Below are 20,614 nucleotides of genomic sequence, written 5' to 3'. Positions count from 1 at the left end.
GTGGCGGCACAACACGGCGCGGCCACCCGGCCGCGCCGGTCTTGAATCGGACGGGGAGCGACACGTGAATTTCGATTGGTCGGCGATCTGGGCGGCGTTGCCGGACCTGATGGACGGGGTCCGGTTGACGGTGTTCATCGCATTTTTCGGGCTGGCGGGCGGGTTCGTCGTCGGGATGATCGCGGGCATGTTCCGCGCATACGGACCGAAGGCGATGAACGTGCTCGCACAGGTTTATATTGAACTGATCCGCGGCACGCCGATCGTCGTGCAGGTGATGTTCCTGTACTTCGCGCTGCCGCTGCTCGCGCATATCCGCATCGACGGCCTGACGGCCGCGATCATCGCGATCACGGTGAATTCGGGCGCGTATCTCGCGGAAGTGGTGCGCGGCGCGCTGCTGTCGATCCCGAAGGGGCTGACGGAAGCGGGGCTCGCGATGGGCCTGTCGATGCCGCGCGTGCTGCTGAAGGTGGTCGGGCCGCTCGCGTTCCGGCGGCTGATTCCGCCGCTCGGCAACCAGTGCATCGTGAGCCTCAAGGACACGTCGCTGTTCATCGTGATCGGCGTCGGCGAACTGACGCGCAAGGGGCAGGAAATCATTGCCGGCAATTTCCAGGCGGTCGAGATCTGGACCGCGGTGGCTGTCATCTACCTGATGCTGACCGGCGCGATGACGCTGACGCTTCGGCTCGTCGAAAAGAGGATGCGCATCTTATGAGCATGATCGAATTCCAGAACGTGTCGAAGAGCTTCGGCCATGTGCCGGTGCTGAAGCACATCGACCTGAAGATCGACGCGGGCGAAGTGGTCGTCGTGATCGGTCCGTCGGGCTCGGGCAAGTCGACGATGTTGCGCTGTATCAACGCGCTCGAGAAAATCACCGGCGGCGAGCTGCTGGTCGACGGCCAGAGCGTGCGCGGCAACGCGTCGACGATCCGCAACATCCGGCTCGAGGCGGGCATGGTGTTCCAGCAGTTCAACCTGTTTCCGCAAATGACCGCGCTCGAGAACGTGATGTTCGGGCCGATCCAGGTGCGCGGCGCGGCGCGCGCTGACGCGCGCGACCAGGCGATGGCGCTGCTCGACAAGGTCGGCCTCGAATCGCGTGCGAATCACTATCCGTCGGAGCTGTCGGGCGGCCAGCAGCAGCGCGTCGCGATCGCACGCGCGCTAGCGATCCGGCCGCGGCTGATGCTGTTCGACGAGCCGACGTCGGCGCTCGATCCGGAATTGCGCCACGAAGTGCTGAAAGTGATGCAGGATCTCGCCACCGAAGGGATGACGATGATCGTCGTCACGCACGAGATCGGCTTCGCGAAGCGGGTCGGCACGCGGCTGCTGTTCATGGATCAGGGCGGCATCGCCGAGGACGGCCATCCGGTCGACCTGATCGACCGGCCGCCGACGCCGCGCCTGAAGGAATTCCTGAAACACGTGTCCTGAACGAAACCGAATTGCCCGACATGCCGCTTTCCCTTACCCCCGTCATCGCCGGCACGCCGTTCGACATCGGCGTGCGCCTGGGCGAGCTTGCCCGCCCCGTGTTCGATCCGTACATGCAGCAGAGCAGCGCATGGCAGGCCGTGCGCCGCTGGCGCGGCCATCCGTTCGTCGCCGCGCTGCGGCAGGCGGCGCTCGCCGCGTACCCCGATCTCGTCGCGGAGCTGGACGGGATCGCGGCGGGCGTCGGCTGGCCGGCCGAGGACCTCTTCCTGTGGAACTGCCGCGGCGAACTGATCCACAACGCGCCGGACGGCTGCACCACGCTCGCCGGGCGCGACGCTCACGGCACGCGCTGGATCGCGCACAACGAGGACGGCGATCCATACCTGCGCGAGCGCTGCCTGCTGGTCGACGTGCAGCCGCAGGGCAAGCCGGGTTTCATCAGCTTCTATTACCCGGGCTCGCTGCCCGGGCATACGTTCGCCGCGAACCGCGCGGGCATCGCGCAGGCAATCAACAACCTGCGGATTCGCACGCCGGCGTCCGGCGTGCCGCGGATGATTCTCGCGCGTGCGGTGCTCGACGCGACGTCGCTCGATGCGGCCGCCGACGTGCTGCGCACGCATGCGCGCGCGAGCGGCTTTCACCACACGCTCGGCGCGACTGGCGATACGCGGCTGCTGAGCATCGAGGCGAGCGTCGCGCGCTGTTCGGTCGTCGATGTTGCGCATCTCACCGGCCACGCGAATCATCTCGTGCATCCGGGGTGCGACGCGGAAGCGCAGATCGTCACGCAATCGTCCGGCGATCGCCAGCGGCGCGTCGATGCGCTGACGCCGGGTATCGATACGATCGACGAAGCCGCGCTGCTGCGCGTGCTCGGCGACCGTGCACCGGAAGGGCTGCCGATCTATCGCGACGATCCGGCCGACCCCGACGACGAAAACACGCTGGCGACCGCCGTGTTAGCCATTCGCGACACCGCGATCGACTTCACCATTCACCAGCACGGCGCGCAGCGTTTCACGACGCGCATCGTGCCGTCCGCGCCCGCGCCCGGCGCGTCCTGATCCATGAGGCAACGCATGACGACCGTTTTTCATCGCGCTCCGCGCACCACCTTGCCCGTTGCCGTCGCAGGCGACGGCATCGAGATCGTCGATTCGACCGGCAAACGCTATATCGACGCATGCGGCGGCGCGGCCGTGTCGTGTCTCGGCCACAGCAACCAGCGCGTGATCGATGCGATCAAGCGGCAGGTTCAGCAACTGCCGTACGCGCATACGTCGTTCTTCACGACCGACGTGGCCGAGGAACTGGCCGACCGGCTCGTCGAGGCCGCGCCGGCCGGCCTCGAACACGTGTATTTCGTGTCGGGCGGGTCCGAGGCGATCGAAGCCGCGTTGAAGCTCGCGCGCCAGTATTTCGTCGAGAAGGGCGAACTGCAGCGCCGCCATTTCATCGCACGACGCCAGAGCTATCACGGCAACACGCTCGGCGCACTTGCGATCGGCGGCAACGCATGGCGGCGCGAGCCGTTCCTGCCGCTGCTGATCGAAGCGCACCACGTCAGCCCGTGCTATGCGTATCGCGACCAGCAGGCGGGAGAAACCGACGAAGCGTATGCGCAGCGCCTGGCTGACGAGCTGGAGCAGAAGATCGTCGAACTCGGCGCGGAAAACGTCGCGGCGTTCGTCGCGGAAACGGTGGTCGGCGCGACGGCCGGCGCGGTGCCGCCGGTGCGTACCTACCTGAAGAAGATCCGCGCGGTGTGCGACAAGTACGGCGTGCTGCTGATCCTTGATGAAATCATGTCGGGGATGGGGCGCACCGGTTACCTGTTCGCATGCGACGAAGACGGAGTCTCGCCCGACCTGCTGACGATCGCGAAAGGGCTCGGCGCGGGTTACCAGCCGATCGGCGCGACGCTGGTGAGCGACCGCATCTACCGGACGATCGTCGACGGCTCGGGCTTTTTCCAGCACGGCCACACGTATCTCGGCCACGCGACCGCCTGCGCGGCCGCGCTCGAAGTGCAGCGCGTGATCGCCGAAGAGCGGCTGCTCGACAACGTGAAGGCGCGCGGCGAGCAACTGCGTGCGGCGCTGCGCGCGCATTACGGTGCGCATCCGCATGTCGGCGACGTGCGCGGCCGCGGGCTGTTCGTCGGCGTCGAACTCGTGCGCGACCGCGACAGCAAGGCGACGTTCGATCCCGCGCGGAAGCTGCATGCGGCGGTCAAGCGCGAGGCGATGCAGCGCGGCCTGATGGTGTATCCGATGGGCGGCACGATTGACGGCGTGCACGGCGATCACATCCTGGTCGCACCGCCGTTCATCTGCACCGCGCGGCAGATCGACACGATCGTCGAACGGTTGTCCGGCGCGATCGATGCGGCGCTCGCATCGGCCGGCGCGTGAACCACGACCCCACCCGATCCTCACCATGACAGACAGACTGCCTTCCTTCGATCCCGCATCGGCCACCGACGAGCAGAAGGCCGTGCTCGCCGAAATCCTCAGCGGCCCGCGCGGCAACCTGAACGGGCCGTTCCTCGGCTGGATCGCGAGCCCTGAACTCGCGCAGCACGCGCAGCGGCTCGGCGCGTTCTGCCGCTATCGCACGGGCCTGTCGCTGCGGCTGTCGGAGCTCGCGATTCTCGTGACCGCCGCGCGCTGGCGCTCGCAGGCCGAGTGGCACATCCACCATCCGATCGCGCTCGATGCCGGCGTGCCGGCCGCGACGGCCGACGCGATCCGGCGTGGCGTCACGCCTGCGTTCGAATCGGACGACGATGCGCTGATCCATGCGTTCGCAACCGAGCTGTACGACACGCGGCGCGTGAGCGATGCGACGTTCGCGCGCGCGCAGGCGCGTTTCGGCCACGAGACCGTCGTGAACCTCGTCGCGCTGCTCGGCTATTACGCGCTCGTGGCGATGACGCTCAACACGTTCGGCATGCGCGCGGACGGACAGACTGATTTACCGTTTCCGGAATAATCGCCGCCGCATGCGCGTGCGTCGGCGGATGTCGCGCGCACGTTCCGATTGCGTCGAAAAGCCCGTCCACACGGGCTTTTCGGCATTTTTGCGCGGGTCGATCGGCGTCCTCGCCGTGTCTTGCTGATGCATATCGCATCGCCAAGTGGGCGCTGTTCGGCGGGATCGCGATTGCGATCTTCTGCATCCGACGGGCGGAAGGCAGACGGTGTCGAACCGTCTGACGATAGGGCGGCGCGGCGTCGTACGGCCTCGACGGTCTTGGGGTCGACGTCGATGCAACCAATTGTATTCGTGCGGGATCAAGCACGAACGCACGCGTATGATGGCTTGTTCACGTCGATAAGTTCGGTGAGCAAGCATGACTAGTACCCGTAAGACATTGATGATCGCCGGCGGATTGCTGGTTGCCGCGGCAGGCGCCGGCTACGTGATGCTCCTGCGTGCGGACCACCGCGCGATCGCGGAGGCCGGCATCGGCGATTCCGCAGCACCTGCTGCCGCCGTGACAGCGGCGAACGACGGCCATACCGCACAAGGCACGATTGCGCCACCGGCGCCCGTTGCCGTCCCTTCCGCGCATGTGGACGAGGCCGTGCCGCAACGACCGGCCGTACCGCCGCCAGCCGCGGCTGCTGCGCGTACGAGCGCGGCGCCGGCATCCGCTGCCGTCGCGCCGGTCATCGCCGCACAGACGCCACCGGCGAAACCGAGCGCACCGCCGCCGACCGTCCACGTCGTGACGGTCGAGCCGGAGGATGCGACCCCGGCCAAGGCCAAGCCCGCGCAAGCGGTGCAGGCGCCGGTACAGGCGGCGCAACCGGCTCAACCGGCTCAACCGGTGCAATCGACACCGCCGGTCCAGGCTGCACAGGCGACCCGGCCGAGTCAGCAGGCGGATCAGCCGACGCATCGCGCGGCGCGCAAGCGCGACGGACTCGAGCGGCACGCGGCGGCGACACCCGTCATGAAATCCGAAACGCCTGAAACCGCCGCGCTCGTGCGTGAATCGGCGAAGCTCGATCCGTCGCTGCCGCCGCCGCAATACGTGGCGACGCCGAGTGCCGAGCGCCAGCACACGTCGGCGGGTGCGAATGCGGTGGGCGCCGCGATGACCGACCAGCTGGTCAGGCAGTCGAGCAGCATCAAGGCAACCGCGCCGGCGAACGCCGGCCCCGGCGTGACCCAGTGAGCAAGGCGCCCCCGCGCGTGCGCAGCGTCGCTCGACGCCGGATGAAAAAGGACCCCGCACGCCGACCAGGGCATGCGGGGCCAAGAGAGACGAACCGGTGCGGTGCGTCGCGCGTTACGCGGCGATCGCTTCTTCGGCCCGCGGCGCGTCGGCCGTAGCCGGCGTCGCGTCTTGCCGGATCAGGTGATCGAACGCGCCGAGCGATGCCTTCGCGCCTTCGCCGACCGCGATCACGATCTGCTTGAACGGCACCGTCGTCACGTCGCCGGCGGCAAACACGCCCGGCACCGACGTCGCGCCGCGCGCATCGACGACGATCTCGCCGTGTTTCGACAGTTCGATCGTGCCTTTCAGCCATTCGGTGTTCGGCACGAGGCCGATCTGCACGAACACGCCTTCGAGATCGATCCGCTGCGCTTCGCCCGAACGCAGATCCTTGTAGACGAGCCCGTTCAGCTTGCTGCCGTCGCCGGTCAGCTCGGTCGTCTGCGCCTGCGTGACGATCGTCACGTTCGGCAGGCTGCGCAGCTTGCGCTGCAGCACGTCGTCCGCGCGCAGTTGCGCACCGTATTCGATCAGCGTGACCGCCTTCACGATGCCGGCCAGGTCGATCGCGGCCTCGGCGCCCGAGTTGCCGCCGCCGACCACCGCGACGCGCTTGCCCTTGAACAGCGGGCCGTCGCAGTGCGGGCAGTACGCGACACCGCGGTTGCGGTATTCGCGCTCGCCCGGCACGTTGATTTCGCGCCAGCGCGCGCCGGTCGCGAGAACGATCGTCTTCGCCTTCAGCACCGCGCCGTTCGCGAGGCGGATCTGGTGCACGTCGCCCGGAATCAGCGCGTCGGCGCGCTGCACGTCCATGATGTCGACGTCGTACTGCTTCACGTGCTGCTCGAGCGCGACGGCGAACTTCGGCCCTTCGGTTTCCTGCACCGACACGAAGTTCTCGATTGCCATCGTGTCGAGCACCTGGCCGCCGAAACGCTCGGCGACGACGCCCGTCGCGATGCCCTTGCGCGCCGAGTAGATCGCGGCCGCCGCACCGGCCGGGCCGCCGCCGACGATCAGCGTGTCGAACACCGGCTTGTTCTCGAGCGACTTCGCGGCGCGGGCACTGGCGCCCGTGTCGAGCTTCGCGAGGATTTCCTTCACGCTGCTGCGGCCCTGGCCGAACGATTCGCCGTTCAGGAACATCGTCGGCACGGCCATGATCTGGCGCGCTTCGACTTCGTTCTGGAACAGCGCGCCGTCGATCGCGACGTGGCGGATGCGCGGGTTGATCAGCGACATCACGTTCAGCGCCTGCACGACTTCCGGGCAGTTCTGGCACGACAGCGAGAAGTACGTCTCGAACGCGTAGTCGCCGTCGAGCGCGCGGATCTGTTCGATCACGTCGTCGTCGAGCTTGATCGGATGGCCGCCCGTCTGCAGCAGCGCGAGTACGAGCGACGTGAATTCATGGCCCATCGGGATGCCGGCGAAGCGGATGCCGGCCGGCTTGCCGGGTTCGCCGATCGAGAACGACGGCTTGCGCTCGGCGTCGTCGCGGCGTTCGGTCACGGTCACACGCGACGTCAGCGACGCAATCTCGTTCAGCAGCGCAAGCAGTTCCTGCGACTTCGCGCTGTCGTCGAGCGACGCGGCGAGTTCGATCGGGCGCGTGATCTTTTTGAGGTACGCTTTCAGTTGATTCTTGAGATTGACGTCGAGCATGGCGTTTCGGATTCCGTATTGATAATTATGGTCGGGCACGTCGTGCCGGAGGAGGGCGCGGGCCGCACGAGGCGGCCCGCATCGCGGGATTCGCGCGCCTCGTGCGAGGCGCGCGGCGCGATCGTCAGATCTTGCCGATCAGGTCGAGCGACGGGGTCAGCGTTTCCGCACCCGGCGTCCACTTGGCCGGGCACACTTCACCCGGGTGCGCCGCGATGTATTGCGCGGCCTGCACCTTGCGCAGCAGTTCGCCTGCGTCGCGGCCGATGCCGTTGTCGTGGATTTCGCACAGCTTGATCTCGCCTTCCGGGTTGATCACGAACGTGCCGCGCAGTGCCATCCCTTCTTCCTCGATCAGCACGTTGAAGTTGCGCGACAGCGTGAGCGTCGGGTCGCCGATCATCGGGTACTTGATCTTGCCGATCGTGTCCGACGTGTCGTGCCATGCCTTGTGCGTGAAGTGCGTATCGGTCGATACACCGTAGATCTCGACACCCAGCTTCTGGAATTCCGCGTAGCGGTCGGCGAGGTCGCCCAGTTCGGTCGGGCAGACGAACGTGAAGTCGGCCGGGTAGAACACGACGACGGACCACTTGCCCTTGAAGTTTTCTTCGGACACGGGCACGAATTCGCCGTTGTGGTATGCGGTTGCCTTGAACGGTTTGATTTGGGTGTTGATGATCGGCATCTTGCGAGTTCCTTTGCGGTGGTGTTGATGAAGTGTTCCCAGTATCCGGGTTCACCCTGAGTTTGTGAAATTGCTTGTTTCAATCCGCGGCATCGGGAATTTCTATCTGCTTCCGGCCCCCGTTGCGGCGGGCCGTCCGGACGGCCCGTGCCGTCCGGGCCGGGCCTTCCGGCGGATTTCGGCCGGCCGGCGCTTCTGACACATTGGGCGTGCGGGAGAGGGTGGCGCCAAGCAACGGCCACGCGCTCCCCGCCAGGGCCCGGCGCCCGTTCTGCACGAACGGCTGCGCGGTCGTTCGACACTCTCCGTGCCAATGTGCCATGAACCTCTTTTCCGGACGCGCCGCACGCGCGCGGCTTGCGTGGTTCCGCGACATCTTCCTCGGGCGCCGTTGCCTGCGTCGGCATTTACGCGGCGCGGCCTGCGCATTCATTGCCGTGTCATGCGCCGCGCCGGCGCTGGCCCTCGATGCATCTGCGCCGGCCGCGGCGGCTGCGCCCGCCACCACGGCAACCGGGCTCGTGCCGATGCCCGACGGCCGGCTGCTCGCGCCCGAGTTCGCCCGCATCGTCACGCGCGGCACGCTCGTCGTCGCGGTGCTCGGCGTCGATCAGCCGCCGTTCTTCATGTCGCGCAACGGCGCGTTGGCGGGCGCCGACATCGACCTCGCCGAGGCGCTCGCGAAGCAGCTCGGCGTGGCCGTGCAGTTCGATCGCGATGCGCGCACGTTCGACGACGTCGTTCATCTGCTCGCGACCGGGCAGGCCGACGTCGCGATCAGCAAGCTGTCGCGCACGTTGCCGCGGGCGCAGGTGGTCCGCTTCAGCACGCCGTACATCAGCCTGCGGCGCGCGCTGCTGATCAACCGCGTCAGCTTCGCGGAACTCGCGAAAGGGCGGCCGCTGCCGGAAGTCGTGCGCGACTACCACGGCACGATCGGCGTCGTCGCGGGCTCGGCCTACGCCGAATACGTGCGCAGCGACTTCCCGGCCGCGCAGGTGCGCACCTATCCGAGCTGGCCGGCGACGCTCGACGCGCTGAACGCCGGCGCGGTCACGGCCGTGTATCGCGACGAGCTCGCGATCAAGCTCGTGATGCAGGACGACCCGACCGCGCCGATCCGGCTGCGCGTCGCGACCTTCGACGACCTGACCGATGCGCTCGCCGTCGGCGTGCCGGTGTCCGCGCCGACGCTGCTCGCGTTCGTCAACCAGTTCCTGGCCGAGCGCAACAAGCGGCTCGACGTGAAATCCCTGCTCGACGCGATGGGTCACTGACATGAACATGAACGAGAACATCCGGATCACGCCCCGCATCGAGCGGCTGCACGCGCTCGCGATCCATCCGTTGACGGTATTCGGCAGCCTCGCGCTCGGGATCGTGGCGGGCGTGCTGTGGCCGGCGGCCGCGCCGCGGTTCGACTACGTCGGCCAGGTGTATGTCGGCCTGCTCAAGATGACGGCGCTGCCGTTCATGACGGCCGCCGTGATCTTCAGCCTGCAGCGGTTGCTGCGCGACGGCAGCGCATCGGATCTCGTGATGCGCGTGATGGCGATCTTCTGCTGCGTGGCGGCGTTCGTCGTGGTGGTCGGCGCGGTCGTGCTGGTCGCGATGCGTCCGGGCGAGCACCTGTCGAACGCGACGCTGAAGGCGTTCGGCGCGCTGGTCGGCAGCGACGGCGCGGCGAGCGACACCGTGATGACGCTGTATGGCACCGATCCCGCGGAGAAATCGTCGGGCCTCGCCGACATGCTGATCGCGCTGGTGCCCGGCAACTTCTTCGCGGCGCTCGCGAGCGGCGACACGCTGAAGGCGCTGGTGTTCTCGCTGTTCTTCGGCTTCGCGTCGGGGCGCGTGCCGACGAGCATCTCGGCGGCGCTGAGCCAGACGCTGGAGACCGTGTATTTCACCTGCCAGAAGATCATGCACTGGCTCGCGTATCCGACGCCGGTCGTGCTGTTCTGCGGCGGCGCCGCGCAGATCGGCACGACCGGGTTCGGGCCGCTCGAGGCGATGGTCCGCTTCGTCGCGGCGTTCGTCGTCGTCGCCCTCATGCTGATCGCGGCGGCGATCGCCGTGATCTGGAAGCGCTCGGGCGCGACGCTGGGCGAGACGCTCGCCGGGTTGCGCACGCCGTTCGCGATGGCGCTCGCCACGCGCAGCAGCGTGGCCTGCATGCCGAGCATGATCGAGTGCCTGGCCGACGGGTTCGGTTTTGCACGCGCGCGCGTCGAGCTGGTCGTGCCGCTCGCCGTGTCGCTGCTGCGCGTCGGGCCGATGGCCTATTACGCGAGTGCGACGCTGTTCGTCGCGCAACTCTACGAACGGTCGCTCGGCCCCGGCGAGCTGTGCGTCGTGCTGGTCGCGTCGGTGCTGGCGGGGTTCGCGTCGACCGGCACGTCGGGCGTCGTGACGGTGTCGCTCGCCGGAATGGTGTGCGCGGCGCTGCATCTGCCGTTCGAGGCCGCGTTCGTACTGTTCGTGGCGGTCGATCCGCTCTGCGAGATATTGCGCACGCTGTTGCTGGTGATCGGCAACTCGGCCGTCGTATCCGCGATCTGTGCGCGGCCGCCGCGCGCGTGAAGGAGGCATCATGGCACTCGTCGGCGTATTGGGCGGAATGGGGCCGCTGGCCACGGTCGACTTCATGCATCGTGTGATTCGCTTGACGCGCGCACGCTGCGACCAGGAGCACCTGCCGATGATCGTCGCGAACCTGACGCAGACGCCCGATCGTTCGCGCGCGATCATCGACGGCGGGGCCGATCCGCTGCCGGCGCTGCTCGATGGCGTCGCGCTGCTGAACCGCTGCGGCGTCGACGTGATCGCGATCCCGTGCAACTCGGCGCACCACTGGTATGTGCCGCTGCGCGAACGCAGCGCGGTGCCGGTCCTGCATATCGCCGATGCGTCGGTGGCCGCGTTGCCGGCCGGCGTGCGACGCGTCGCGGTGCTCGCCACCGGCGGCACGCTGGTATCGGGCTTCTACCAGGCGGCGCTGCGCGCGCGCGGGTTCGAGCCGGTGATGCCGGGCGTGGCCGCGCAGCGCGATATCGCCGCGTGCATCGCGGCCGTCAAGGCGGGGAAGATCGATGCGTCGGTGCGGTGCCTGTCGCGCGCGCTCGCGACGCTGGCGCGGCGCGACGTGGGCGTCGCGGTGATGGGCTGCACGGAAATTCCGATCGCCGCGCGTGCGTTGCGCGATGCGCCGTTTGCGCTGGTCGACAGCACGCAGGAGCTGGCGCGCGCGACGCTCGCCTATGCGGCCGAGCGCGGATGGGGGCGGCCAGGGTGACGCGCGGCGACGGCGCGATGCGCGGACGTCCGGCATGCATGACGGACTCCGCTCGCGCTAGATCCGATAGGGCGCCCGCACGCCCGGCTCGGTGAGCGGAAAATCCTTCGTGTTGCGCGACACGAGCAGCAGGCCGTTCACTTGCGCCGATGCCCAGACGATCGCATCGGGCAGGCGAATGCGACGTTCCTTGCGAATCGTTACGGCGCGATTGGCCACCGTGCTGTCGAGCGGGATGAGGTCGAACGACGAAAGCCATGCGCGGATCGCCGCATCGTCGCCGGCCGTTGCACCGACCAGGACTTCCATCCAGGTCACGATGCTGATCGCCCGATAGTCGTAGCGGCCCAGCTCCGCGCGCGCGGACTCCACGCCGCCGAGATAGTCGATCAGGATGTTGGTGTCGAAGAGTGCCTTTACCATTCCGCGCGCAGTGCCTCCTGATAGGCGAGCCCGTCGAGCGCACGGGCTTTCCAGAGACCGAACACGGTGCAGGCATGCGGCGGCCGGCGCGGCACGAGGCAAGCGTGGGCCGCAGGCGCGCGGCCCGAATGCGCGGCCGCGCCGGGGGTGTCGATGAGTGCTTTTACCATTCTGAACGCAGTGCCTCCTGATAGGTGAGCCCGTCGACCGCGCGATCCTTCCACAGGCCGAATACGTTATCGGCATGCGCTCGCTTGTGTTGCGCGATGTACGCGTCGATCGCGTCGCGAATGATCGCGGCGCGAGGGCGTTGCTCAGTCTCGACGATGGCGGCCAGTTCGTCGAGCTGGCCATTCGACAGATCGATCAGGATACGGCTCATTGCAGCCTCCGATATATGATATGCATATCATATATACACGCGCGGTCGTCCGCAAGGCGCCGGCTTGCCCGGCAACCGTGGCGGTCCGCCGGCAGGCGGTGGAACGGGCATTCAGGCGGCGATCTTCCTCAGCCAGTCGGCGAGCCGTCTCGCCCCGTCCGGCATGTCCGCATCCTCGCGCGTGCACAGGTAGTAGTCGCGCCCGTCGTCGAGCGCGTGGTCGAACAGCTTCACGAGTTCGCCGCTCGCCAGTTCGCGCTCGACCAGCGGCGCGCGCAACAGCGCCGCGCCGAGGTCCGCGCGCGCGGCGCTCAGCGTCAGTTGCCCATCCTCGAACATCGGCCCCACCGCATGCGACACGTGCCGCACGCCGGCGCCCTGCAGCCAGTTGACCCAGGTGCTGCGATCCTCGTCGTGCACGAGCGGCGCCCGCGCGAGATCGGCAGGCGTGCGGAACGGCCCGTGGCGCTTCAGGAACGTCGGGCTGCACATCGGCACCATCGCGCCCGGCAGCAGCCGCTCGCAGCGGTAGCCGGGCCAGTCGCCGGTGCCGAAGCGGATCGACAGGTCGGATGCGTCGCTTCGATAGTTGCGGTGATGCGCATACAGCACGGTCACGTCGACGTCGGTGTTGTCGGCGAGGAACGCGTGCAGCCGCGGTATGAACCAGCCGATGCCGAGCAGCGGAATCAGGCTGATCGTGATCTGCCGCAGCGACGACCGGTCGCGCACGAAGCGCGTCGCGCTGCGCAGCACCGAGAACGCGGCGCTGATCGAGCGGTAATAGTCGCGCCCCTCGTCGGTGAGCGCGAGCAGCCGGCCTTCGCGCACGGTCAGCGGCGTCTGGATGAACGCTTCGAGCAGTTGCAGCTGGTGGCTGACCGCGGACGGCGTGATGTCGAGCTCGTGCGCGGCCGCGGTGACCGACCCGAGACGCGCGAATGCCTCGAACGCGCGGACGGCGCGCAGCGGCGGATCATGCGGCAATTGTTCGATATTTTTCATGTATCGAATTTTATCGAAAAATCAGGGTAAGCGACAACGCGAAAATATCCTGTATTTACAGGTGATTACGTTATTGTGTCGGGAATGGCATAAGCATCCAACAATTGAGTATTTGGGGTGTAGGTGACGAATCTTTAATATTTTTCATGTTTTGAGCCGAATCACCGATCCCTGCCCATGAAAATCGCCTTTCTTCCCGCCAGCCTCGCATTCTCCGCAGCCACGCTGATCGCTGCCGTTCCCGCCTTTGCGCAATCCGCGCCGCAGACGATCCTGATCGGTCTCGCCGCGCCGCTCACCGGCCCGTCCGCGCGGATCGGCAAGGACCTGCAGAACGGCGCGCAGCTCGCGATCGACGACGCGAACGCGAAGCATCCGAGCATCGGCGGCAAGCCGGTCGTCTACAAGCTCGTCGTGACCGACGACCAATCCGACCCGCGCACGGCCGTCGCGGTCGCGCAGCAGCTGGCCGACCAGCACGTGATCGGCGTCGTCGGTCACTGGAACACGGGCTGCAGCGTGCCGGCGTCGCGCGTCTACCGCGATGCGGGCATCCCGCAGATCGCGCCGGCATCCACCGGCCACCCGTACACGCAGCAGGGCTACGCGACGGCGTTCCGGATCATGGGTCACGACGATGCGGGCGGCAACTTCACCGGCGCCTATGCGGTGAAGACGCTGAAGGCGAAGCGTATCGCGGTGATCGACGATCGCACGTCGTTCGGCGCCGGGCTCGCCGACCAGTTCATCAAGGGCGTGCAGGCGAACGGCGGCACGATCGTCGATCGCCAGTACGTGAACGACAGGACGACCGACTTCAGCGGCGTGCTGACCGCGATCAAGGGCAAGCGCGCGGATCTCGTGTTCTTCGGCGGGCTCGACGCGCAGGCCGCGCCGATCGCGCGACGGATGCGCCAGCTCGGCGTGAACGCGCCGCTGCTCGGCGCCGGCGGTTTCGTGAGCCAGACCTTCCTGTCGCTCGCAGGCAAGGACGGCGACGGCGTGACGGCGCTCGAGCCGGGCCTGCCGCTCGACCGGATGCCGGGCGGCAAGGCGTTCGATACGCAATACCGCGCACGCTTCCACACGCCGATCGAACTGCACGCGCCGTTCGCGTACGACGCGGCCGCCACGCTGATCGCGGCCGCGCAGAAGGCCGGCACGACGCAGCCGGCGAAGCTGGTCGCGGCCGTGCGCGCGATCGACCGGTCCGGCGTGACCGGCCGGGTCGCGTTCGATCAGGAGGGCAACCTGAAGGACCCGGCGTTCACGATCTACCAGGTACGCGGCGGCAAGTGGACCGTCGTCGACGTGCTCGGCGGCGCGCGCACCGCAACGAAATAACGACGGAGACGATCCCCATGACCGACACGACTCATGCCTGCGCAGCGGCACCCGAGGACACGCGCCTCGGCATCCTCGCGCGGCGCCGCATCGAAGCGGAAATCATCAAGCCGATCTACGAGATCATGAAGCGCGAGTTCGGCACCGAGCGCGCGCAGGCCGTGATCGCGGAAGCCGTGCGCGGCGCGGCCGTCGATGCGGGCCGCACGTTCGCCGCGCAGGAGCCCGACGGCACGAGCGTGCAGTCGTTCATCGCGCTGCAGGTGCTGTGGGAGAAGGACGACGCGCTCGACGTCGAGGTGCGTCGCGCGGACGACGCGCACTACGACTACGACGTGCATCGCTGCAGCTATGCGGAGATGTATCACGCGATGGGGCTCGGCGAGATCGGCCACCTGCTGAGTTGCGCGCGCGACAGCTACTTCATCGAGGGTTACGACCCGCGCATCGCGCTGACGCGCACGAGCACGATCATGCAAGGCGGCAAGCGCTGCGATTTCCGCTATGCGCTGCAGGTCACGCCGCGCGACGACGCACCGGAGGCCGGCCATGCGTGACGACCTCGCGCGCGCACCGCGCGTCGACGGCGCGCGGCTGTGGGCGTCGCTCGAACGGATGGCGCAGATCGGCGCGACGCCGAAGGGCGGCGTCTGCCGTCTGGCGCTGACCGACCTCGACCGCGAGTCGCGCGACCTGTTCGTACAGTGGGCGCACGACGCCGGCTGCACGGTGCGCGTCGACCAAATGGGCAACGTGTTCGCGCGCCGCGCGGGCCGCCATCCCGACGCCGCGCCGGTGATGACGGGCTCGCACGCCGATTCGCAGCCGACGGGCGGCCGCTACGACGGCATCTACGGCGTGCTCGGCGGCCTCGAGGTCGTGCGCGCGCTGAACGATGCGGGCATCGAGACCGAGCGCCCGATCGACGTCGTGATCTGGACCAACGAGGAAGGCTCGCGATTCGCGCCGGCGATGATCTCGGCCGGCGTGTTCTCGGGCGTCTATCCGCTCGAATACGGGCTGTCGCGCACCGACGGTGCCGGCAAGACGATCGGCGCGGAACTCGCGCGGATCGGCTACGCGGGCGCCGAGCCCGTCGGTGGTTATCCGGTCCATGCCGCATACGAACTGCATATCGAGCAGGGCGCGATTCTCGAGCGCGCAGGCAGGACGATCGGCGTCGTGACGGCCGGGCAGGGGCAGCGCTGGTACGAGGTGACGCTGACGGGCGTCGACGCGCACGCGGGCACGACGCCGATGGAATTCCGGCGCGACACGCTGGTGGGTGCCGCGCGGATGATCGAGTTCGTCGATGCGCTCGGCCGTCGTCATGCGCCGCATGCGCGCGCGACGGTCGGGATGATCGAGGCGCGGCCGAATTCGCGCAACACGGTGCCGGGCGGCTGTTTCTTCACGGTCGAGTTCCGCCATCCCGACGATGCGGTGCTCGACGAACTCGATGCGGCGCTGCGCGCGGAACTGGCGCGCGTGGCCGCCGACGCCGGCCTCGGTGCGCGGATCGAGCAGATCTTCACGTATCCGCCCGTGCCGTTCGCGCCGCGCTGCATCGACGCGGTGCGCGACGCGGCGCAGGCGCTCGGGCTGTCGCACATGGACATCGTGTCCGGCGCGGGCCATGACGCATGCTATGTCGCGCGCGTCGCGCCGACCGGCATGATCTTCGTGCCCTGCGTCGACGGGCTGAGCCACAACGAGGCCGAGGCGATCACGCCGGAATGGTCGACGGCGGGCGCCGACGTGCTGCTGCGCGCGGTGCTGCAAAGCGCGCAGGAAGCGGGCGCCTGACCGGCGCGGCTTACTTGCCGGCCTTGCGCCGGGCCATATAGGCGAGGTAGGCGACGATCTGGTCGAGTTCCGGGTCGCTCAGCTGATCGCGCGGGAACGCCGGCATCACACGGCCCGGCCAGTCGCGCACCGATGCCGGATTGCGGATGTAGCGGCGCAGCGCGGCGGGCTGGAAGTAGTCGACCGGATTCATCGGTGCGTTCAGGTCGGGGCCGGCATGGCTGCTGCCCGCGCCGTCGAGGCGATGGCACGCGAGGCATTGCGTGACGAACAGCCGCTGGCCCGCGCGGGCCGGATCGTTGGCCGGCAGCGCAGGATCGACGGCGAGCGACGGCCAGCGCGCGAGCGGCGACGACTCGACCGTGATGCGCACGATCTGATACGGCCACTGCTCGCCGCGTACCGACGCCGCCTCCGGTCCCAACCACACGAGATAGAACGGCCCCGCGCCGACCTGCTTGCCCGGCAGCTTCGGCCATGGGTGCGCAGGGTCCTCGATCGCGAGCCACGCGACGGCGCCGGCGGGCGCACGGCGGCGCGCGAGATCCAGCGGCAATTGCGCGGCGAAACCGTCGGCCGCGCGCGTTTCGAGCACGCCGTCGGCCGGCAGCGGCGTGTCGCCGAGCAGGGCGGCGAACGGCACCGCACGGAACGTCATCGGCCGGCCGTACGCGATGTCGCGCGGCACGTGGATGTCCGTCGCGTCGGCGCGTGCGAGCAGCGCCTGGCGCGTCAGGACGCGCGGCGTGCCGTCGGTCTCGAGCTCGAGCGAGCCCTGGGCGGACGCGCGCGTGGCGATCAGGCACACCGTCATCAGCAACAGCGAAAACCACTGGCGCTTCAGCATTCGTTCTCCGTGGAAGGGCGTTCCGGCGGCGGCAGAAGGGCGAGTGCCGCGGTCGATGGAAGGAATCGGGCGACAGTCTATCCGGTACGGGCGGCGCTGGCGACTTCGGCGCGGGAGCGGGCCGGCCAGCGGCGTGTCCGGCTACCCGGCCGCCGGATGCGTGCGGAAGGATCGCGCTGCGCGATTCGGGCAGCGGCGCAACTGCACGGGTGAATCGCGTCGGTTCCGATCGGCGCGCCTCGACGTCAATGCGCCGAACACTGCGCGTCGGCGTTCGGCAACGGCGTTTCCCGCGTCGTGTCGAAATCGGCTTCGCGCGTCCCGTAGGGTGTCAGCGACACGAAATGCATCGTCCCGTCGCGTGCCGGGAACCCGGCGATGCCGGTCGCGCCCCACGGAACCGGCGAGCGCTGCACGCCGCTCACCGACATGCCGGTTGGCGAGAGCGCCAGCGTCATCAGCCGCCCGTCGCGGGTCGGGACATACGCATGCGTGCCGTCGACGCCGATCCCGGATTCGCGCACCGACGCCGGCAGGCAGTCGAGCGTGGCGAGGTGCCGGCCGTCCGCGTCGATCAGCATCGCGACGCCGCGATTGTCCGCGGTCGTCGTGACGATGACGAAGCGGTCGACCGCCGGCACGTAGGCCGACGAATACACGTAGTACTGGATCGTGTCGCTCAGCGCCCCGAGCTTGTCGAGCTTCGCCGTGACCGGATCGAACATCGCGTATTCGAGCGTCGCGGCGGTGCTGCCTTCGATGTATTTCTGCCAGACCAGCAGCGCGCGGCGCGGCGAGCCCGCGACCACGGGCCACCACTCGCGGCGGTGCGGGGCGACCGGCACATGGTTCAGCGCGTGTCCTTCTGCATCGTAGGTTTTCACGTAGACACCGTTGCCGGTGCCGAGGTTGTCGACGCCGCCGCCGTCGATCCAGTCAGCGGAATAGAACACGACGAAGCGTTCTCCAACCGCGGCGACGTGCCCCGAATGGCCGCCCGCTTCGACGTCGTTCGGGTAGGGCTTGACCGGCTTCAGGTCGCGCCGATAGACGCCGTACCGCTGGCTGACCACCTGCGGCGTGTTCCAGCCGTCCTCGAACGTGACGAAGATGTCGCCGCGCGGGTTCTGCGCGATCGACACGGGCTCCTGCGCTTCCGGACGGCTGATGAACGTATGGACGCGCAGCAGGCGCGGCTTGCCCGCCCGCCACTCGCCGACGTACACGTCATGCGGCCAGTTGCCGTTGCGCAGCGCGCCGCGCGGCACGACGCCCGAGCTGCTGAAGAACACCCAGCGCCGTCCGTCGCCGGCGTCGGCCACGCCGATCCCGTGCATGAAGCGCCGCGGGTCGCCGCTTTCCTGCGGCGACGCGGGTTCCCGCACGGCGACCGTATGCACGGCCGGCGCGCCGGCGCACGTGTACGACGGCGCCGCGACCGCACCGCACGCGCCGCACAGCGCCGCCGCGACGCGCCACGCGGCGGCCCGCCGGGCCGCGTGTGCGCGCATGGCGAACGCGTGCGCCACGTCCGGCCGCCGCGTCATTCGACGGTGACCGATTTCGCGAGGTTGCGCGGCTTGTCGACGTCGGCGCCGCGCGCGCAGCCGACGTGATACGCGAGCAGCTGAAGCGGTATCACGTTGACGACCGGCGACAGCGCATCGCCCGACTCGTGCACGCGGATCAGGTGCGTGTCGCGGTCGGCGTCGATCTCGAGATGATGGCCCGCGAGCACGTACAGCCGTCCGCCGCGTGCGCGCACCTCGGCCATGTTGGACTTCAGCTTCTGGAACAGGCGGTCGTCCGGCGCGATCGTGACCACCGGCATCGCGCTCGTGACGAGCGCGAGCGGGCCATGCTTCAGTTCGCCGGCCGGATAGCCTTCCGCATGGATGTACGACACTTCCTTGAGCTTCAGCGCGCCTTCCAGCGCGATCGGATAGTGAATGCCGCGGCCGAGGAACAGCGCGTTCTCGGTGCGCGCGAACTTCGCGGCCCAGCCCATGATCTGCGTTTCCAGCGCGAGTGCGTGGCCGATGCGCTCCGGCAGTTCGTGCAGCTTCTTCAGGTGCATCGCGACATGCGCCGCGTCGAGCCGGCCGCGCTGCTGCGCGAGCGTCAGCGTCAGCAGGAACAGCGCGACGAGCTGCGTCGTGAACGCCTTGGTCGACGCGACGCCGAGCTCGATGCCGGCGCGCGTCAGGAAGCACAGTGGCGCGCCGCGCGCGATCGAGCTGGTCGCGACGTTGCAGATCGCCATCGACAGGTCCTGGCCCATCCCGCGCGCGCGCTCGATCGCGCCGATCGTGTCGGCGGTCTCGCCGGACTGCGAAATGCCGACGACCAGCGTGCGCGGATCGGGCACGGTATCGCGGTAGCGATATTCGCTCGCGATCTCGACCTGTGCCGGGATGCCCGCGATGCCCTCGAGCCAGTATTTCGCCGTCAGGCCCGCGTAGTAGCTGGTGCCGCAGCCGAGCAGCAGCACGCTCCGGGTCTTCGACAGCAATGCGCGCGCGCTTTCGTTGCCGCCGAACAGCGCGGGCGAGATCGTGTCGATGCCGTCGATCGTGCTGGCGATCGCCTTCGGCTGCTCGAAGATCTCCTTCTGCATGAAGTGCTGGTACGGGCCGAGCGCGGCGTCGTCGTCGCGTGCCTTGACCTCGCACAGCGGACGCCTGGCTTCGCAACCGACCGAATCGACGACGTCGATGCGTTCCGGCGTGATCCGCGCGACGTCGCCGTCTTCCAGGTAGACGAAGCGGTCGGTCAGGTCGCCGAGTGCCGCGCAGTCGGACGCGAGATAGTTCTGGTGTGCGCCGATGCCGATCACGAGCGGCGAGCCGGCGCGCGCGGCGACGAGCCGCTGCGGTTCGCGTGCGCTCAGCACGGCGATCGCATACGCGCCGTGCAACCGCTTGACCGCGCGGATGACGGCATCGAACAGATCGTCGCGATACACGCTGTGGATCAGATGTGCGATCACTTCGGTGTCGGTCTCGCCGCGAAACGTATAGCCGCGCTCCCGGAGTTCGGCGCGCAACGCATCGTGGTTCTCGATGATCCCGTTGTGCACGACCGCGATCGTGTCGCCCGACATGATCGGGTGCGCGTTCATTTCCGACGGCGCGCCGTGCGTTGCCCAGCGCGTGTGCGCGATGCAGGTCTGCGCTTCGAGACCGAGCGTCAGCACGCGGTCCTGCAGGTCCGCCACGCGCCGCAACGTGCGTTCGCTGCGCAGGCGGCCGTCGCGCAGCACGGCGATGCCGCACGAATCGTAGCCGCGATACTCGAGCCGGCTCAGCGCGTTGACCAGTTGCGGCACTTGATTCTTCAGGCCGCTTGCTCCGACGATTCCGCACATGATTCACCTCGTCTACAGGAAGTTGCCGGCCGGCGCGCGACGCGCGCCAGCACGATTCCGGGAGCGGTGTCGCGCCGCGCGGCATGCGTTGCGCGCGGCGCGGCGC

Annotated in this window: 21 protein-coding genes; 12 read left to right on the top strand and 9 right to left on the bottom strand. The window is 68.4% G+C overall.

The annotated features are described in order from the left end of the window. The first annotated feature begins 64 nt into the window (after window positions 1–64). From glnP to DIE22_RS13890, 6 genes are all read left to right on the top strand, one after another. Window positions 65–721, top strand: a complete 657-nt coding sequence (glnP, locus tag DIE22_RS13915) for a glutamine ABC transporter permease GlnP (RefSeq protein ID WP_059507216.1) — start codon at window positions 65–67, stop codon at window positions 719–721. Then, window positions 718–1,446 carry a glutamine ABC transporter ATP-binding protein GlnQ gene (gene glnQ / locus DIE22_RS13910; RefSeq protein ID WP_185640612.1) on the top strand — a complete coding sequence of 243 codons (729 nt, stop codon included), beginning with the start codon at window positions 718–720 and terminating at the stop codon, window positions 1,444–1,446. Before glnP ends, glnQ begins: the two co-directional genes overlap by 4 nt. A 20-nt stretch (window positions 1,447–1,466) precedes the next feature. Further along, complete coding sequence (locus DIE22_RS13905) at window positions 1,467–2,516, top strand: C45 family peptidase (protein WP_124605318.1); 1,050 nt, start codon at window positions 1,467–1,469, stop codon at window positions 2,514–2,516. Window positions 2,517–2,531: 15 nt separating this feature from the next. Then, window positions 2,532–3,866 carry an aspartate aminotransferase family protein gene (locus DIE22_RS13900; protein WP_124605317.1) on the top strand — a complete coding sequence of 445 codons (1,335 nt, stop codon included), beginning with the start codon at window positions 2,532–2,534 and terminating at the stop codon, window positions 3,864–3,866. A gap of 25 nt (window positions 3,867–3,891) precedes the next feature. Next, window positions 3,892–4,446, top strand: a complete 555-nt coding sequence (locus tag DIE22_RS13895; RefSeq protein WP_124500900.1) for a carboxymuconolactone decarboxylase family protein — start codon at window positions 3,892–3,894, stop codon at window positions 4,444–4,446. Between the two features lie 361 nt (window positions 4,447–4,807). Further along, window positions 4,808–5,638: an extensin gene (locus DIE22_RS13890; RefSeq protein ID WP_124605316.1), complete on the top strand. Its 831-nt coding sequence runs from the start codon at window positions 4,808–4,810 to the stop codon at window positions 5,636–5,638. Between the two features lie 114 nt (window positions 5,639–5,752). On the opposite strand, the gene ahpF is transcribed toward DIE22_RS13890, so the two are convergent. Both ahpF and ahpC read right to left on the bottom strand, forming a co-directional pair. Further along, window positions 5,753–7,351: an alkyl hydroperoxide reductase subunit F gene (ahpF, locus tag DIE22_RS13885; RefSeq protein ID WP_124605315.1), complete on the bottom strand. Its 1,599-nt coding sequence runs from the start codon at window positions 7,349–7,351 to the stop codon at window positions 5,753–5,755. Between the two features lie 124 nt (window positions 7,352–7,475). Next, window positions 7,476–8,039 carry an alkyl hydroperoxide reductase subunit C gene (gene ahpC, locus DIE22_RS13880; RefSeq protein ID WP_124605314.1) on the bottom strand — a complete coding sequence of 188 codons (564 nt, stop codon included), beginning with the start codon at window positions 8,037–8,039 and terminating at the stop codon, window positions 7,476–7,478. A 320-nt stretch (window positions 8,040–8,359) separates the two neighbouring features. Here ahpC and DIE22_RS13875 point away from each other — a divergent pair, with 320 nt between their 5' ends. From DIE22_RS13875 to DIE22_RS13865, 3 genes are read left to right on the top strand one after another with little or no spacing between them, the layout of a single operon-like run. Then, complete coding sequence (locus tag DIE22_RS13875) at window positions 8,360–9,316, top strand: ABC transporter substrate-binding protein (RefSeq protein WP_124605313.1); 957 nt, start codon at window positions 8,360–8,362, stop codon at window positions 9,314–9,316. 1 nt (window position 9,317) lies between these two features. Then, window positions 9,318–10,622, top strand: coding sequence for a dicarboxylate/amino acid:cation symporter (locus tag DIE22_RS13870; protein ID WP_124605312.1), 1,305 nt, complete (start codon window positions 9,318–9,320; stop codon window positions 10,620–10,622). A gap of 10 nt (window positions 10,623–10,632) precedes the next feature. Further along, the gene (locus DIE22_RS13865) at window positions 10,633–11,334 is read left to right on the top strand and encodes an aspartate/glutamate racemase family protein (RefSeq protein ID WP_124605311.1); all 702 of its coding nucleotides are present in this window, start codon (window positions 10,633–10,635) and stop codon (window positions 11,332–11,334) included. Window positions 11,335–11,391: 57 nt separating this feature from the next. Here the strand turns inward: DIE22_RS13865 and DIE22_RS13860 are convergent, their stop codons facing one another. The 4 genes from DIE22_RS13860 to DIE22_RS13850 form a co-directional block, all read right to left on the bottom strand. Beyond that, entirely contained in the window at window positions 11,392–11,757 is a 366-nt protein-coding gene (locus tag DIE22_RS13860) for a type II toxin-antitoxin system VapC family toxin (RefSeq protein ID WP_124605310.1), read from the bottom strand. Beyond that, the gene (locus tag DIE22_RS38200) at window positions 11,751–11,927 is read right to left on the bottom strand and encodes a hypothetical protein (protein ID WP_185640611.1); all 177 of its coding nucleotides are present in this window, start codon (window positions 11,925–11,927) and stop codon (window positions 11,751–11,753) included. Before DIE22_RS38200 ends, DIE22_RS13860 begins: the two co-directional genes overlap by 7 nt. Further along, the gene (locus DIE22_RS13855; RefSeq protein ID WP_057923781.1) at window positions 11,921–12,139 is read right to left on the bottom strand and encodes a ribbon-helix-helix protein, CopG family; all 219 of its coding nucleotides are present in this window, start codon (window positions 12,137–12,139) and stop codon (window positions 11,921–11,923) included. Before DIE22_RS13855 ends, DIE22_RS38200 begins: the two co-directional genes overlap by 7 nt. A 111-nt stretch (window positions 12,140–12,250) precedes the next feature. Then, window positions 12,251–13,144: a LysR substrate-binding domain-containing protein gene (locus DIE22_RS13850; RefSeq protein WP_124500908.1), complete on the bottom strand. Its 894-nt coding sequence runs from the start codon at window positions 13,142–13,144 to the stop codon at window positions 12,251–12,253. Between the two features lie 177 nt (window positions 13,145–13,321). Here DIE22_RS13850 and DIE22_RS13845 point away from each other — a divergent pair, with 177 nt between their 5' ends. The 3 genes from DIE22_RS13845 to DIE22_RS13835 are packed head-to-tail and all read left to right on the top strand — an operon-like array spanning window position 13,322 to window position 16,294. After that, the gene (locus DIE22_RS13845) at window positions 13,322–14,488 is read left to right on the top strand and encodes a branched-chain amino acid ABC transporter substrate-binding protein (RefSeq protein ID WP_124605309.1); all 1,167 of its coding nucleotides are present in this window, start codon (window positions 13,322–13,324) and stop codon (window positions 14,486–14,488) included. 17 nt (window positions 14,489–14,505) lie between these two features. Continuing rightward, a complete protein-coding gene (locus DIE22_RS13840; RefSeq protein WP_124500910.1) occupies window positions 14,506–15,045 on the top strand; it encodes an L-2-amino-thiazoline-4-carboxylic acid hydrolase in 540 nt (179 codons plus the stop codon). Next, window positions 15,038–16,294: a Zn-dependent hydrolase gene (locus tag DIE22_RS13835; protein ID WP_124605308.1), complete on the top strand. Its 1,257-nt coding sequence runs from the start codon at window positions 15,038–15,040 to the stop codon at window positions 16,292–16,294. The genes DIE22_RS13840 and DIE22_RS13835 overlap by 8 nt, the downstream gene beginning before the upstream one ends. 10 nt (window positions 16,295–16,304) lie before the next feature. On the opposite strand, the gene DIE22_RS13830 is transcribed toward DIE22_RS13835, so the two are convergent. The 3 genes from DIE22_RS13830 to glmS all read right to left on the bottom strand — a co-directional run bounded on the left by DIE22_RS13830 (window position 16,305) and on the right by glmS (window position 20,508). Beyond that, window positions 16,305–17,141, bottom strand: a complete 837-nt coding sequence (locus tag DIE22_RS13830; protein WP_124500912.1) for a c-type cytochrome — start codon at window positions 17,139–17,141, stop codon at window positions 16,305–16,307. A gap of 245 nt (window positions 17,142–17,386) precedes the next feature. Continuing rightward, window positions 17,387–18,652 carry a hypothetical protein gene (locus DIE22_RS13825; protein WP_260426664.1) on the bottom strand — a complete coding sequence of 422 codons (1,266 nt, stop codon included), beginning with the start codon at window positions 18,650–18,652 and terminating at the stop codon, window positions 17,387–17,389. A 32-nt stretch (window positions 18,653–18,684) separates the two neighbouring features. After that, a complete protein-coding gene (gene glmS / locus DIE22_RS13820; protein ID WP_124500914.1) occupies window positions 18,685–20,508 on the bottom strand; it encodes a glutamine--fructose-6-phosphate transaminase (isomerizing) in 1,824 nt (607 codons plus the stop codon). Window positions 20,509–20,614: the final 106 nt, after the last annotated feature.

This window comes from Burkholderia sp. Bp9142 (assembly GCF_003853415.1).
In the GTDB taxonomy this organism is placed as follows: domain Bacteria; phylum Pseudomonadota; class Gammaproteobacteria; order Burkholderiales; family Burkholderiaceae; genus Burkholderia.
Note: the sequence above shows the minus strand (reverse complement) of the source record. Positions and strands in the feature narration are given on the sequence as shown.